Genomic DNA, 14852 nt, shown 5'->3' on the forward strand with positions numbered 1-14852 from the left:
AGGTCGTCGGTGTTGATGTGGTCGACGCCGACCTCCGCCAGCGCGGTCCACACGGCCTCGCGTTCGGCTCCCGGGTCGTCGGGTGTGGCCCAGAACCGCACCCGCTGGCCCGCGGCGTGCGCGTCGTCGATGATCCGCTGCAGCTCGGCGCGCTCCTCGGCGGGCATGTCGCCGGAGCCGTCCCAGGAGAACACCTCGGTCCAGTCGTCGGACACCAGCGGCACGACGGCCGGGTCGGCCCCGATCGACCCGCCGGTGCTGCCGTCGAGGAAGGCGTAGCGGTCGGTCTGGCCCTCGACCAGCTCGGTCGGCTTCTCCCCGGAGAGCACCACGGTGACCGGGCCCTCGGTGACGGTGCCGTTGTCGTAGTGCGTGAACAGCCCGGCGTACTTCTCGTCGCGCATGACCGCGTCGAGGCGCCGGTACCCGTCCTCGCCGAAGGTCTTGAAGTCGACCAGCAGCTGGAAGTGGACGTCGTGGCCCGGGTAGACGCTGCCGCCGCCGTCGTCGATCCGCTCCAGCAGCGGGTCCAGGTACAGCGACTCGACGGTCCGGTCGGGGCGGAGCTGGAACGGGTCGTGGCCGACCAGCAGCGCGTCGCCGAGCGGGTATACGTCGGCTTCGACGCTGGTGAACCCGTGGTCCAGCGCGTCCAGCAGCGGTCGTGCGTGCAGGTAGTCGTTGTGCGCGTGCGCCTGGTCCAGCGGTGGGACGTCGACCGCTCCGGCGGCCGAGGCCCCGGGCGCGATCAGGGTGAGCGCGGCGAGCGCGGGGAGCAGCGAGCGCGTGAGGGACCGCATGACGAAGCCTCCGGTGTGATCAGTCGATCATCACCGGAGGCTAGTGCGACGGCCCTGGTCAGGGCGTGCGGTGACGTGATTCAGCCACGCACGACACCGACCAGGTGGGAGACCGCCTCGTCGGCGGCGACCTCGGCGCGCTCACCGGAGACGCGGTCGCGGACCTCGACGACGCCGTTGGCCAGGCCCTTGCCGACCACCAAGATCGTCGGGATGCCGACCAGCTCGGCGTCGGCGAACTTCACGCCCGGCGACACGGTGCGGTCGTCCAGGACCACCTGCACACCGGCCGCGTCGAGCTCGGCGGCCATCTCCTCGGCGCGGTTGCGGACGGTCTCGTCCTTGCCCGCGATGACCACGTGCACGTCGGCCGGGGCGACCTCGCGCGGCCACGCCAGACCCATGTCGTCGTGGTTCTGCTCGGCGATCGCCCCGACCAAGCGCGAGACGCCCACGCCGTAGGAGCCCATGGTGATCCGCTTGGGCTTGCCGTCCTGGCCGAGCGCGTCCAGGCCGAACGCGTCGGAGTACTTGCGGCCCAGCTGGAAGATGTGGCCGATCTCGATGCCGCGCGCGGCCACCAGCGTGCCGTGGCCGTCGGGCGAGGGGTCGCCCTCGCGGACCTCGGCGGCCTCGATGGTGCCGTCCGGGGTGAAGTCGCGGCCGCAGACCAGGTCCACCACGTGGTGGTCGGTCTTGTCCGCACCGGTCACCCAGGCGGTGCCGGTGACCACGCGGGGGTCGACCAGGTAGCGAACACCGTTGTCCTGCAGCGACTTCGGGCCGATGTAGCCCTTGACCAGGAACGGGTTGGCGGCGAAGTCCGACTCCTCCAGCAGCGCGACCTCGGCCGGCTCCAGCGAGGCTTCGAGGCGCTTCACGTCGACCTCGCGGTCGCCGGGGACGCCGATGCCCAGCAGCTCCCACTCCTGCTCGCCCGGGCGGCGGGTCTTGACCAGCACGTTCTTCAGCGTGTCGGCTGCGGTGAACTTGCGGTCGGTGTTGGCGTTGAGGAAGTCGACCAACGTCTCGATGGTCGGCGTGCCCGGCGTGTGGTGCACCTCGGCGGCCGGCTTGTCCTCGACGGACTCGGCCGGCGGCGCGGGGGTGATCACGGCTTCCACGTTCGCCGCGTAGTCGGAACCGGTGCTGCGGACGAACGTGTCCTCACCGGTCTCGCTCTCGGCCAGGAACTCCTCGGAGGCCGAGCCGCCCATCGCACCCGAGGTCGCGGCCACGATCACGTAGCGCAGGCCCACGCGGTCGAAGAGCTTGACGTAGGCCTCGCGGTGGCGCTGGTAGGACTCCGACAGGCCCTCGTCGTCGAGGTCGAAGGAGTAGGAGTCCTTCATCACGAACTCGCGCCCGCGCAGGATGCCCGCGCGGGGCCGCTCCTCGTCCCGGTACTTGGTCTGGATCTGGTACAGCATGACCGGGTAGTCCTTGTAGGAGCTGTACTCGCCCTTGACCGTGAGCGTGAACAGCTCCTCGTGGGTGGGCCCGAGGAGGTAGTCGGCGTTCTTGCGGTCCTTGAGTCGGAACAGGTTCGGGCCGTACTCGGTCCAGCGGTTGGTCGCCTCGTAGGGCTCCTTGGGCAGCAGCGCGGGGAAGTGGATCTCCTGCGCGCCGATCGCGGCCATCTCCTGACGCACGACCTCCTCGACGCGCCGCAGCACGCGCAGGCCCAGCGGCAGCCACGAGTAGATGCCGGGCGCGACGCGCCGCACGTAACCGGCCCGCACGAGCAGCTTGTGGCTCGGCACCTCGGCGTCGGCCGGATCCTCGCGCAGCGTACGCAGGAACAACGTCGACATCCTCGTGATCACGGCTACTGGCTCCTCGTTCGGCCCGATGGGAATACAGGAAGGGTATCGACCACCCCGACTCGCGGTGCTGCGCGGTCGCAGCTCACGCGGAGCCTCGATGTTCCCGCACCCCGAACAACCAGGTCAAACGAAAACCGGCCTCGCCCGTGCGCCCGGGAGTCCAGCAGCCCGCCACCCCGGGCGGCGACCCACCCACGCCCTCCACCCCGGTCAGCCACCGCACGCCGACACCGTCCCGATCCGCCTCTGCGTCCCCTTCCCCGCCACCCGCCTTCGCGGCCCACTTCACGCGCCCGTCCTCTCCCCATCCCGGCTCTCCGAGGACCGCTGATCACCCCGGTGGTCAAGCACCGGATCCCCGCGGTCCTCCGGAACCCGATGACCGTGCGTTTCCGGGCAACCCGGGAAACCGGTGATCGGTGGGCGGATGACCGGGTGTTCCGGCCGGAACCCCCGCCAAAACGAGACGTGGAAGTTCACACCTTCGGGGAACTTCGGGGCGGAACGGCCCGCCGGTGCACCTCAGGAGGAGGCTCGACATGCGCCTCAACGACGTCCCCGCGCCCTCGACGAGGTGCCGATCACCGTCCTCCGGTCCGAGGGACGCGGGGGCTTCCCGACGAGCAGGTCCACGCCCGCTTCCTCCGCTTCCTCCGCGTCTTCCACGGCGTCCACGCGCTGGCCACCACCGCCCGCACCCACGCGCTGAAGTGCGCGGCTGCCGCGGCGACCGTCCCCGACGGGGCGGTCACCACCGGCAGATCAGCCGCCACGCCGCGGCGTGGAGCTCGCCGGCGTCGGCCCAACCCGGTCGAGGTGATCGTGCCGACTCCCGGCCTCGTGATGCGCAGGAAGGGCCTGCGCTGCTCCGCGGTGCGCATCGCGGAGCGCGAGCACTCGCCGTGGTGTGGGGTGGGCGTCGCCGGGTCTCGCCCGCACCACCTCCGACCTGCTCGAGCAGCGGTCCACCACGCAGGCGGTCGCCCGGTGCGATGCCCTGCTGCACGCGGGAGCGATCACGGTGGACGAGATCGTGGACTTCCTCGTCCCGCGCTGACGACGGCATCCCGCGCGGCGGCGGCTCCGCTACCTCGACGAGCGGGCATCCTCCGGTCGAGTTCGCGTGCGCGGAAGGCATCCCGCCCCGCAGCGGGAGGTCTGCGACGATGATCGGTTCGTCGCCTGCCTGGACCTCGGAAGCGGAGGTCGCGGTCGAGCGGCTCCGGGCGTGGGAGTGGACCGTAGTGGTCGTGACCGACGACCGGCTCCGCAACCACGCGGAGGGGCGGGCGCCGAAGTCGCAGCAGCGCTGGGAGGCCGACCAGGGTGGCCGCGAGACCGCTTACCCTGGTGGGCGTGTTGGTTCTGCTTCCTCCGTCGGAGACCAAGGCTGCTGGTGGGGACGGCGCTCCGCTGGGGCTGACCCGGATGTCCCACCCCGAGCTGAACGGGACTCGCCACGAGCTCGTCGACGCTCTGTCCACTTTGGCCACCGATGTGCCGAAGAGCCTCGACGTGCTGGGGCTCTCCGAGCGGCAGGTCGAGGAGGTGCAGCGCAACGCGCAGCTGTGGTCGGCGCCCACGCGGCCCGCGCTGGAGCGCTACACCGGCGTGCTCTACGACGCCCTGGACGTCGGCTCGCTGGAGCCGGCCGAGCGCAAGCAGGCGGATGCGCGACTGGCGGTGGCCTCGGCGCTGTTCGGCCTGGTGCGCGGGACCGACTCGATCCCCGCTTACCGGCTCTCCGGCGGCGGTTCGCTGCCCGGCTTCGGCACGCTCCGCAGCGTCTGGCGCCCGGTGCTGGAACCGGCCCTGGCCGAGGCGGACGACCTCGTCGTCGACCTCCGCTCGGGCGCGTACGCGGCGCTGGCCAAGGTGCCGGGTGCCGTGTCGGTGCGCGTGCTGTCGGAGGACGCCTCGGGCAAGCGCAAGGTCGTCAGCCACCACAACAAGTCGCACAAGGGTCGTCTGGCGCGCGCCCTGGCCTCGGCTCCGGAAGAACCGGCGAGCGTCGAGGACGTCCTGGACGTCGCCGCTGACGCGGGCTTGGACGTGGAACGCGAAGCCGACCGCGCGCTGTGCGTCGTGGTGCGGTGAGGAGCCGGTCGCGCACGGAGACCGGAACCGGCCGTCGACGTGCAGCGGGGATCGCGCACGCTCGTCGCGTGCGCTGAGATCGCCGCTCCGGCGAAGGACGAGCTCTTCCGGGGCCCACGCGCAGAACCGAGACGTGACGCACGCAACAGGCGCGCCGGTTCCGCTTCCGCAGCGGCGAAAACGCTGCCCTCCTCCGAAGAACCGACGAACCTCCGGCCGCCGAAGCGGAGGTGTCCGGGCTGGGTGTCCTGACCCGCGAACGCCGTGAGACGGGGGCCGGGTTGATCAGGTAGACTTCACGGGTCCGCGGCCGCAGATCGGCCGCATGCGAGCGGCGTCCGCCGCTGTCGCCCACCCATCGGCGCAGTACCGCGCCGGGCTCGTCCTCGTGATCGCCCGCGGGAAGACCCGCGAAGCTCTCCCCGTGACGTGCCTACCTCCGGGGAGTGCTCTGAGTGCCATCTTCTTCCGCCACACCCGCACGCCGCAGCCAGTCAGGTCGGCCGCGTCGCCGCCGTCCGCAGTCGGGAGCGGTCAACGCCAAACCGGCGAAGCGCAGCCTGTTCGACGAGGTCGGCGTGACCGCCGTGGACCCGGCGCCGTTCGCCGACCTCGGCCTTCCTGAGCGCCTGGTGCGTGCCCTGCACGACGGCGGGCTGCGCGAGGCCTTCCCGATCCAGGCCGCGACGATCCCGGACGCGCTGACCGGGCGCGACGTGCTCGGCCGCGGTCAGACGGGATCCGGCAAGACGCTGGCCTTCGGCCTGCCGCTGCTGGCCCTGCAGAGCGGGAACGCCCGCCCGGTGCGCCCGCGCAGCCTGGTGCTGGTGCCCACCCGCGAACTGGCCACGCAGGTCACCGACTCGCTCAAACCGCTGGCCAAGGCCGTCGGCCTGTACGTCCGCGAGGTCGTCGGCGGCACGTCGTTCAACCGGCAGGTCGACACGCTGCGCCGCGGCGTGGACGTCCTGGTGGCCACTCCCGGCCGGCTCAACGACCACCTCCGGCAGGGCACCTGCGATCTGTCCGAAGTGGAGCGGACCGCGCTCGACGAGGCCGACCAGATGGCCGACATGGGCTTCCTGCCGCAGGTCCGGGAAATCCTGGACCACGTGCCCTCCGACGGGCAGCGGCTGCTGTTCTCCGCCACTCTCGACGGGGACGTGGACAAGCTCGTCGAGCGCTACATGACCAACCCCGTGGTGCACTCGCTGGCGCCGCCGGCGGCGAGCGTGGACAGCATGGAGCACCACCAGTTCCTGGTGTCGGCGGCCGAGAAGCAGTCCGTGCTGGCGCGCATCGCCGCTCGTGAGGGCCGCACGATCATGTTCGTGCGCACCAAGCACCACGCGGACCGGCTCGCCAAGAAGTTGCGCGCGGTCGGTGTCGAAGCCGGAGCGCTGCACGGCGGGAAGGCGCAGAACGCGCGCACCCGCATCCTCGACGAGTTCAAGAGCGCCTCGACCAGCACGTTGGTGGCCACGAACGTCGCGGCCCGCGGCATCCACATCGACGACGTGAGCCTCGTGGTGCACGTCGAGCCCCCGGCGGACCCGAAGGACTACCTGCACCGCGCCGGGCGCACCGCACGCGCTGGTTCCAGCGGGACGGTGGTCACGCTGGTGACCGACGACCAGAAGCAGGCCTTCCGCGCCATGACCAACCAGGCCGGGGTCAAGGCCATCACGACCGAAGTCAGGCCGGAAGACCCGGAGCTCGCCCGCCTCACCGGCGCCCGCGAGCCCTCCGGCACGCCCTTGGCGGCACCGCAGCGGCAGCAGCAGAAGCCCGCGAAGTCCCGCGGCGAGCACCGCCCGCAGCGCGCTCCCCGCGGCACCGAACCGCCCCGCCGGAACGGCTCCGGCGGCGGCGCGAACCGCAACCGCCGCGGAGCCCCCAGCGCTCGTACCGGCAATGCCCGCCCACGCCGCTCCAACGCCCCGCGCTGACCCACCCGGACCACCGCCGCGATCCACTCGATCGCGGCGGTGGTCTGTTCAGCACTGCGGCTCGTCTGTCCTCTTAGGACGATGGACGAGGCCCGACCCTGCCGCAGCCGCTGACCGATCTCCCCGATCGCAGCGGCATGCGTGTACCCGGAACAGCGCGACGCCCGAGGACCCGACACGCCCGTCCTCGACAAACCACGCGGGCCTTCGCTTGTCGTCCGCGGCGAGAAGACTCATCGGACCACGACCGGGCAGTGCTCGTGACCGGGCCTCACGACATTTCGCGCGAGATCGCCGCCGCCCCCGGGGACCCGCCCGGTCACCCCAGCCGATGTCTGGCGCGAGATGCTCGCCCAGCACCACGTGTTCCTCGTCCTTGGGCGGTCGGGAGCCACAGCAACAAGCACTTTGCTCGCGAAGCCTGTGAGCCGTGGGGCACGAGGACCCGAGACCTTCGAACCTCGCGCGAACTTCGAGCCGTCCCCACCTGGTGCGGCGTTCCGGACCGCCCTGCCCCTCACCGAGTGATCGTCGTGGAACGGCCTGATGACGTGCGCGCGACATCGTGCTCCACCAGGCCCCCGCCGAACGCCTCCGCTTGGTCAGCCCACACCTCTTCCTGGGGCAAGGCCACCGGCCGACGCACCGAGAACTCGAGCGGTAGACGTGCCGCACGCGAAAAGCCGCGCACGCCTTTCGTTCTCACGGCGAGCGGACGACCGCCCACACCGACGGACACTCCCGGCCGGGTCTGACGACATCGCCCACGACGTCGTCGTCACCGTCGATCCTCGCGCGAAGGTCGAGTGTGAGTTCGCGGTCGAAGTTCGCGCGAAGTTCTCTTCAGCACGCTGTGCTGTGAGCCAGGGAACGCCGGTGAACCGGCCGACGGTCCGCGCTTCTCCACGCACGTGGAGGTGATCCGAAAGCGAAGGATGCCGAGCGAACCCCGACTGCCGAGGCGAAGCGAAGCGAGGCGATCGACCACGCCGCACACCGCCAGGCAGCGGCGGTGGAGCTTCCGCCCACCGGCTCAGGCCGGGACGATGGAGCGCTCCACGCCGCACCGGGCCGGGACGATGGAGCGCCCCACGCCGGGCCGGACTGCCCCCTCCGTGGAGGGGTGTCAGTCCTTCAGGCCTGCTACCGGGCCGATGACGATGACCGCCGGGGGCTTGATGTCGTGGGTGCGGACGTCCTCGGCGACCTGGGCGAGAGTGGTCTTCACGGACCGCTGGGACCCGGTGGTCGCTTCCTGGACGACCGCGACCGGCGTGTCGGCGGGACGGCCGTTCTTGATCAGCACCTCGGCGAAGGCTTCGACGCGCTGCACCGCCATCAGCAGCACGAGGGTGCCGCGCAGCCGGGCCAGGGCCTCCCAGTCCACGAGCGAGCGCTCGTCGTCGGGGGCGACGTGGCCGGAGACCACGACCGCCTCGTGCGCCACACCGCGGTGCGTCACCGGCACGTCGGCCATCGCCGGAGCGGAGAAGGCGCTGGTGATGCCGGGCACGACGGTCACGGGGACGCCGGCTTCGGCGCAGGCCAGCAGCTCTTCGAAGCCGCGCCCGAACAGGTACGGGTCACCGCCCTTGAGACGGGCGACGAACTTGCCGGCGCGGACCTTCTCGATGAGCGTCTCGTTGATCACCGTCTGGCTCGCCGAGCGGCCGTAGGGGATCTTCGAGACGTCGATGACCTCGACGTGCGACCCCAGCTCCTCCAGCAGCTCCCGCGGTGCGAGGTGGTCGGTGAGCACCACGTCGGCCTTGGCCAGCAGCCTTCGCCCGCGGACGGTGATCAGGTCGGGAGCACCGGGACCGCCGCCGATCAGCGCGACGCCGGGAACGTGCGGCTCGGGGTGCTCGTCGATCACGCCGGACTGCACCGCTTCCAGCACCGCGTCGCGGACACCGGCGCTGCGGCGCGGCTTGCCCCCGGCGAGCACGCCGAGCAGCAGCCCGTCGTGCTCGGCGACGGCGGGGGTGACCGCGGTGCCTTCGGTGGCGTTGTCGGAGCGGACGCAGAACACCCGGTGGCGCTCGGCCTCCGCCCCCACCGCGGCGTTGACCTCGTCCGACGAGGTCGCCGCGACGGCGTACCAGGCGTCGTCGAGGTCGCCGTCGCGGTACTCGCGACGGCTCCAGGTGATCTCGCCCGAGTCGGCCAGCGACTCCACCGCGGGCGTCGCCTCCGGGGCGATCACCTCGACGGCGGCGCCCGCCTTGATCAGCCGGGGGAGCCGACGCTGCGCGACGGGGCCGGCGCCGACCACCACGACGCGGCGACCGGTGAGGTCGAGCCCGGCGAGGTAGTGGTTATCCGATGGAGTGGCCATGTGCGTGTCCGTGTGCGTGACCGTGTCCGGTCGGGTCGTCGGGGTGGTGGTGCGGCGTCTGCGGTGCGCCCAGCTTGTCCTCGAAACCCGGCAGCAGCACCCGGTACGCGCAGGTGTCGCAGTTCATCCGGATGTCGCCGTGCAGGGCCTCGTGGTAGCGCTCCACGACGAGGTCCACCAGGGCATCGCAGTCTCCCAGGTACCCCGCGACGTGGACTTCGACCTCCGGGTCGGTCTGGGCCCACTCGCGCGCCTGCGACACGACGCGCTGCGGCAGCACACCGTCGAACAGGAAGTACGGGGCGACCACGACGCGCTTCGCCCCGAGCTTGCGAGCCCGGTCCAGCCCACCAGGGACGTCCGGCGGTGCCAGGGAGATGAACGCGGTTTCCACCGTCTCGAAACCGCAGGTCTCCTGCAAGAGGCGTGAGACCTTGCACACCTCGGCGTTGGCGTCGGGGTCGGTGGAACCGCGGCCGACGAGAACCACTGCGGTGTCGGCCCATTCCTCGCGCGGGACCTCCGCGGCGATCCGCTCGGCGAGCAGCTCGAGCAGGATCGGGTGCGGCCCGAGCGGGCGGCCGAAGACGAAGGACGTCCCGGGGTGGCGGCGGACTTCGCGTTCCAGCGCGGCGGGGATGTCGCCCTTGCCGTGCCCGGCGGCGACGAGCACCAGCGGCACGGCGGCCATCCGCCGGTGGCCCTTGTCGGCGAGCTCGGCCCAGGCTTCGGTGACCGCGGGGGCGGAGAGCTCGATGAAACCGCCGGAGGCGTCGACACCAGCGGCCGCCATCCGCGCTTGCAGCCGCTCGAGGAAGGCGTGGAACTGCGCCACACCTCGTTCGTCCACCGTGCCGTGGCCCACGACCAGCAGCGGTTCGGTCACCGGTTACCTCCAGGTTCTGCCCAGTAGAGCAGGGCGTTGATGGCGGCGGCGGCGATCGCCGCGCCACCACGTTCGGTCAGGGTGCTCACGGCCGGTAGGCCGCTGCGCCGCAGTGCGGCCTTGCTGTCCACGGCGCCGACGAAGCCGACGGGGACTCCGACGATCAGCGCGGGTTCCAGCTCACCGTTCTCGGCGAGCCGGAGCAGTTCGGTGAGCGCGGTGGGGGCGTTGCCGATCGCCCACACCGCGCCGCGCGGGTGCTCCGCCGCCGCGAGCCGCATCCCGGCCGCGGAGCGGGTGAGCTCTTCGGAAGCGGCGGCATCGGCGACGCCGGGGAAGTCCAAGCCGACCCGCACTTCGCGGGCGGTGATGCCGGAGGCGGCCATGCGCACGTCGGTGATCAGCGGCGCACCGGCCAGCAAGGCGTCGCGGCCCTGCCGCAGCGCGGCCTCGTCCGCGACGACCTCGCCGGTCCAGCTGGGGTCGGCGGTGGTGTGCACGACGCGTTCGACGACCGCCCGGGTCAGCGGCTCGAACCGGTCGAAGTCGGCACGGGACCGCATGATCCGGTAGGACTCGGTCTCGATCGGGTGCACTGTGCGCCTCATGGTCGTTGCTGTCCCCTATGCCGTTTCCGCGCTCTTCCGTTCGGCGGTGAGCCGCCACCACGCCGCCGCGCCGCCCCACACCAGCAGGAACAGCGCCAAGGTCAGGTACCCGAGCAGCTCGAACTGGTCGCCGATCGCCGCGATCCCGTCGAGGAAGCCCCATCCCGACTCCGCGAGAAGTCCACAGAGGACGACGAAGGCGACGAGCGCGGCGAGCCCGACGGTGAGCGCGGTGGTGGTGATGTTCACCCACAGCCGCCGCAGCGGCCGGGCCAGCGACCAGGTGTAGGCGCGGGACATCAGCATGCCGTCCACGCTGTCCACGGTGCACATCCCGGCGGCGAACAGCAGCGGCAGGCTCAGCACGGCGACCGCCGAGAGGTCCGCGCCCGGGGTCACCATCGCGAGCACCGTGATCTCGGTGGCCGTCTGCATCCCGAGCCCGAACAGCAGTCCGATGCCGAACAGGTGCCAGGAGCGGGCCACACCGCGCATCCGCCCGCGCAGCACCCGCGCGAGCAGACCCCGGCGACCGAGGACGAGCTCGACCTCGGCCTCGTCGACGGTGCCGCGGCGGGCCCGGCGCAGCAGCCGCCAGGCGTCGCGCAGCACGAGCGCGTTGAGCACGGCGAGGGTGGTCAGCACGGCGACGACCACCAGGTCGACGGCGGTGGCCATGCGCACGCCGGTCTGCTCGGCCCACTGCTGCGCGGCGGGTCCGGCGATGAAGGCGACCGCGCAGGCCAGCAGCATCACGACGCTGGCGTGCCCGAGGGCGAACCACATGCCCGTGGAGACCGGACGCCTGCCGCGCTGCATCAGCAGCCGGGTGGCGTCGTCGATCACGGCGACGTGGTCGGCGTCGAAGCCGTGCCGCAGGCCGAGCAAGTAGGCGGTGGTGCCGGCGGCGGCGAGGCCTCCGGCGGCGCTGAACGCCTGCTCGTGAAGCAGGTAGGCGCCCCATCCCGCGAGGTGCAGGGCTCCGATGGCGGCGAGCAGGACCGCTGACTTCCGGCGCTCGCGTGCGCCCCAGCCGGCCGTGTGCCGGCTCACTTCGGTATCCCGATCCATGGGAATCCGACCTCCTGGGTTCTCCCGCCCGGGGTTCGGTGGCCACGCGCCGCGGGTTCGCGGCACGGGGCCGGCGCGCAGTGTCCTGACTCCCGGATCGACGTGGCTCCCCTGCCTTCCAGCTGGTGTCAGCCGTGGCGGTGGGTGGGGACCACTCCCCGGTCACAGTGGCGGGACCGTCCCGGATTCGCACCGGGTTCCTGCACTGTCGGCGGCAGTCATCCTTGCCTGATCTACGGTCCGAGGTCAAACCCGGTGAAATCGATCACGATGCGTGATCTGCGGCGTGCCCCGTTCAGCGGACGGCGCTTTCAACGGGCCCGACCAGGGGTACTCACCCGGGTGAGCCCGTTGCTCCGGCTCGTTGCTGCGTCAAGGAGGGCACCATGAACGAGACGCACTCGATCACGTTGAACTTGCAGGTCGTGGAGGCGGGAGCGAAGACGACCGCCGACGTCGGCTTCACCACGCCGAGCGGGCAGGCGCTCCACGGCCACGGCACGGCCCGCCGGCACCCCGACGACCCGGAGGTGCCGCAGATCGGTGACGAGATCGCCATCGCGCGCGCGTTGTTCGAACTGGGCCACAAGCTCCTCGACAACGCCTCCGACGACATCGGTGAGCGCCTCCACCGCAGGGTCCACCTCCCTGCCTGAGGACCACCACCGGCACCGAGAACTCGGTGGTCACGCAGGTCTGCACGTCTCCCCCGCCCGGGAGGGGACGTGCAGTTCCACGTCGAACGGACTGTCGCTGTCGCGCCGGAGGTGGTCCCCCTTCAGCGCTTGAGGTACTCCAGGACCGCGAGGACTCGGCGGTTGGTGTCCTCGGTGGTGGGCAGGTCGAGCTTGGTGAAGATCGCGGCGATGTGCTTGCTCACCGCGCCGTCGCTGACGTGCAGCCGCTGCGCGATGGCGGCGTTGGACCGTCCCTCCGCCATGAGCGACAGCACCTCGCTCTCCCGCTCGGTCAGCCGCTGCAGCGGGGTCGAGCGCCGCGCGAGCAGGCTCGAGACGACCTCGGGGTCCATCACCGTCCCGCCGGCCGCGACGCGACGCACGGAGTCGACGAACTGCTCGGCGTTGAACACCCGGTCCTTGAGCAGGTACCCCACCCCGCCGCTTCCGTCAGCGAGGAGTTCGCGCGCGTAGAGCTGCTCGACGTGCTGGGACAGCACCAGCACCGGCAGCCCGGGCACCTCCCGGCGCGCGGTCAGCGCCGCCCGCAGGCCTTCGTCGGTCTGGGTCGGCGGCAACCGGACGTCCACCACCGCGACGTCGGGGCGCAGCTCCAGCAGCGCGCGCTCCAGCTCGGGACCGGTCTCGACCGCGGCGACGATCTCGAAGCCGTGCGCGGTCAGCAGCGTGCTCAGCCCGTCCCGCAGCAGGAACAGGTCTTCGGCTAGGACAACGCGCACGGGATCTCCACGGTCGCTTCGGTCGGTCCGCCGGGCGGGCTGTGCAGCACCAACGTCCCGTCGAAGGTACCGAGCCGCTTGCGGAGACCCCGCAGTCCGCTGCCGCGCGCGGGGTTGGCACCGCCGACCCCGTCGTCGGTGACCGAGACCCGCAGCACCCCGTCGTGGGCCAGGCGCACGCGCACGGTGTCGGCGCGGGCGTGCTTGATCGCGTTGGTGACCAGCTCGCGGGTGGCGAAGTAGGCGGCGGCCTCCACCGCCGACGGGCAACGGCCGGGCAGGTCGCCTTCGACCTCGATGCGCACGTCCAGGTCGAGCACCAGCGCGCGCACCGCGTCAGCCAGACCGCGTTCGGTGAGCACCGGAGGCCGGATGCCCCGCACCAGCACCCGCAGCTCGGCCAGCGCCTGACCGGAGTCGGTCTTGCTCTGCTCGATCAGCTGACGCGCGCGCTCGGGGTCACGGGCGAACAGCTCTTCGGCGGCCGACAGCTTCAGCCCGAGGGCCACCAGCCGCGCCTGGGTGCCGTCGTGCAGGTCGCGCTCGATGCGTCGCAGCTCGGCGTCCTCGGAGTCGGTGGCGTCGGCCCTGGTCCGGGCCAGGTCGCGGACCCGCTGGGCGAGCTGCGCGCGACCGGTCGGCGCCAGCAGGAGCCGGGTCCAGTGGCCGTGCGCGCGCAGCAGCAGCGGTGCCAGCGCGAGAGCAGCGACGGCGCTGGCCAGCCCGAGCGGCACGCCGACGACCGGGGTTTGGGCGAGCGAGCGCGCGGGCGCGGCCATCTGCGGGACCGGGTCGCCGGTGCCCAGCAGCAGCTCGCCGACCCCGACCCACAGCGGGATCCACACGCCGGTCCCGAACACCCACACGCACAGGGCGATCGGGGCGAGCAGCAGCGCGGTGACCGGGGTGTCGCCGAGCAGCCACAGCAGGTCGCGCCAGGTCGCCGGATCGGTCATCGCCCGCCGGTAGCGGGCGCGCCACAGCGAGGCGGCGGGCGTGCGCTTGAGCGAGCGGCCGACCCGGTAGAAGCCGTCGCTGGTGGGCTGCGGCTCCTCGACCGGCAGGTACGTCTCGGGCACCGGCACGCCCGACCAGGAGCCGGCGAGCCTGCGGCCGAGGCCCGCTGCCCGCGCCGCCCAAGCCGTGCCGACCGGCCACAGCTGCAGCACGAACAGCACGTGGCTGAGCACGAAGATCACCAGGACCAGAACCGCGACCAGCAGGTTCAGCACCGCCAGCCCACCGGTCAGGGCTAGCCGCCCCAGGTCGCGCAGGCCGCGCGCGGCCCAGCGCTGCCAGGCGCGCTGGTTCCGCGGGCCGAGCCGGCTGCGCACCCAACGCCCGTGCAGCCGCAGCGGGCTGTGCCCGAACAGCACGACCGCGAGCCCGAGCACCGGGCCGATGACGGTGTCGAGCAGGAAGAAGTCGAGATCGCGCCCGGTCGCCGGGTCTTCGCCGATCCACTTCACGCGCTGCAGGTAGCGGACGGCGAACGGCCGCCGGTAGAGCGTGCCGTCGAAGCGGTACCAGCCCTCGTCGTCGGGCCGGGGTTCCGGCGGTGCGGGCGTGTAGGGCTCTTCCACCACCACGCCGCTCCAGTCCCGGGCCAGCCGCCGGTGCAGGTCCGCGACGGCGCGGCACCGGTGGATCAGCCACTCGCCGAGCTGGAGCAAGCCCATCGAGATCGTGGTCAGCCCGGCCACGTAGCCGAGGAACAGCAGCGGCCCGGCCGCTCCCAGGAGCAGCAGGCTCGGTCCGATCACCAGTCGTCGCCTCATGACACCGAGTCTTTCCGCCGCCACCGGCCGGGACAGTCGTGCTGCGTCCCGAACCGGGGTGGAGCTACCTCCACCACTCGGT

Annotated in this window: 12 protein-coding genes, 1 pseudogene and 1 riboswitch; of the genes and pseudogenes, 4 read left to right on the forward strand and 9 right to left on the reverse strand. The window is 72.1% G+C overall.

Annotated features, from left to right (window positions below; genetic code table 11):
• Window positions 1-8 precede the first annotated feature (8 nt).
• From EIL87_RS27850 to EIL87_RS27710, 3 genes and pseudogenes are all read right to left on the reverse strand, one after another.
• Window positions 9-800 (reverse strand): annotated as a pseudogene (locus EIL87_RS27850) (phosphatidylinositol-specific phospholipase C/glycerophosphodiester phosphodiesterase family protein); the annotation flags it as partial.
• Between the two features lie 80 nt (window positions 801-880).
• Entirely contained in the window at window positions 881-2626 is a 1746-nt protein-coding gene (locus EIL87_RS13905; RefSeq protein ID WP_125090939.1) for a proline--tRNA ligase, read from the reverse strand.
• Window positions 2627-3172: 546 nt separating this feature from the next.
• Window positions 3173-3301, reverse strand: coding sequence for a hypothetical protein (locus EIL87_RS27710; protein WP_267898847.1), 129 nt, complete (start codon window positions 3299-3301; stop codon window positions 3173-3175).
• A 232-nt stretch (window positions 3302-3533) separates the two neighbouring features.
• Here EIL87_RS27710 and EIL87_RS26835 point away from each other — a divergent pair, with 232 nt between their 5' ends.
• From EIL87_RS26835 to EIL87_RS13920, 3 genes are all read left to right on the forward strand, one after another.
• Complete coding sequence (locus EIL87_RS26835; RefSeq protein WP_158628640.1) at window positions 3534-3683, forward strand: hypothetical protein; 150 nt, start codon at window positions 3534-3536, stop codon at window positions 3681-3683.
• Between the two features lie 299 nt (window positions 3684-3982).
• Window positions 3983-4723 carry a peroxide stress protein YaaA gene (yaaA, locus tag EIL87_RS13915; RefSeq protein WP_125090941.1) on the forward strand — a complete coding sequence of 247 codons (741 nt, stop codon included), beginning with the start codon at window positions 3983-3985 and terminating at the stop codon, window positions 4721-4723.
• Between the two features lie 455 nt (window positions 4724-5178).
• The gene (locus tag EIL87_RS13920; RefSeq protein WP_125090942.1) at window positions 5179-6672 is read left to right on the forward strand and encodes a DEAD/DEAH box helicase; all 1494 of its coding nucleotides are present in this window, start codon (window positions 5179-5181) and stop codon (window positions 6670-6672) included.
• A gap of 1126 nt (window positions 6673-7798) precedes the next feature.
• Here EIL87_RS13920 and cobA read toward each other — a convergent pair.
• The 4 genes from cobA to EIL87_RS13940 are packed head-to-tail and all read right to left on the reverse strand — an operon-like array spanning window position 7799 to window position 11575.
• Window positions 7799-9010: a uroporphyrinogen-III C-methyltransferase gene (gene cobA / locus EIL87_RS13925; protein WP_125090943.1), complete on the reverse strand. Its 1212-nt coding sequence runs from the start codon at window positions 9008-9010 to the stop codon at window positions 7799-7801.
• Window positions 8991-9896, reverse strand: a complete 906-nt coding sequence (locus EIL87_RS13930; RefSeq protein WP_125090944.1) for a sirohydrochlorin chelatase — start codon at window positions 9894-9896, stop codon at window positions 8991-8993. Before EIL87_RS13930 ends, cobA begins: the two co-directional genes overlap by 20 nt.
• Window positions 9893-10504 (reverse strand): precorrin-8X methylmutase, encoded by a 612-nt coding sequence (locus EIL87_RS13935; protein ID WP_125090945.1) that lies wholly within the window; start codon window positions 10502-10504, stop codon window positions 9893-9895. Before EIL87_RS13935 ends, EIL87_RS13930 begins: the two co-directional genes overlap by 4 nt.
• 15 nt (window positions 10505-10519) lie before the next feature.
• Window positions 10520-11575, reverse strand: a complete 1056-nt coding sequence (locus EIL87_RS13940) for a HoxN/HupN/NixA family nickel/cobalt transporter (protein ID WP_125090946.1) — start codon at window positions 11573-11575, stop codon at window positions 10520-10522.
• A gap of 78 nt (window positions 11576-11653) precedes the next feature.
• Window positions 11654-11778, reverse strand: a riboswitch (cobalamin riboswitch).
• A 183-nt stretch (window positions 11779-11961) separates the two neighbouring features.
• Here EIL87_RS13940 and EIL87_RS13945 point away from each other — a divergent pair.
• Window positions 11962-12231, forward strand: coding sequence for a DUF1876 domain-containing protein (locus tag EIL87_RS13945; protein ID WP_125090947.1), 270 nt, complete (start codon window positions 11962-11964; stop codon window positions 12229-12231).
• 122 nt (window positions 12232-12353) lie between these two features.
• Here EIL87_RS13945 and EIL87_RS13950 read toward each other — a convergent pair whose 3' ends face one another.
• Complete coding sequence (locus tag EIL87_RS13950) at window positions 12354-12992, reverse strand: response regulator transcription factor (RefSeq protein WP_125090948.1); 639 nt, start codon at window positions 12990-12992, stop codon at window positions 12354-12356.
• A complete protein-coding gene (locus EIL87_RS13955; protein ID WP_125090949.1) occupies window positions 12977-14770 on the reverse strand; it encodes a sensor histidine kinase in 1794 nt (597 codons plus the stop codon). The genes EIL87_RS13950 and EIL87_RS13955 overlap by 16 nt, the downstream gene beginning before the upstream one ends.
• Window positions 14771-14852: the final 82 nt, after the last annotated feature.

This window comes from Saccharopolyspora rhizosphaerae (genome assembly GCF_003931915.1).
Classification (GTDB): Bacteria; Actinomycetota; Actinomycetes; order Mycobacteriales; family Pseudonocardiaceae; genus Saccharopolyspora; species Saccharopolyspora rhizosphaerae.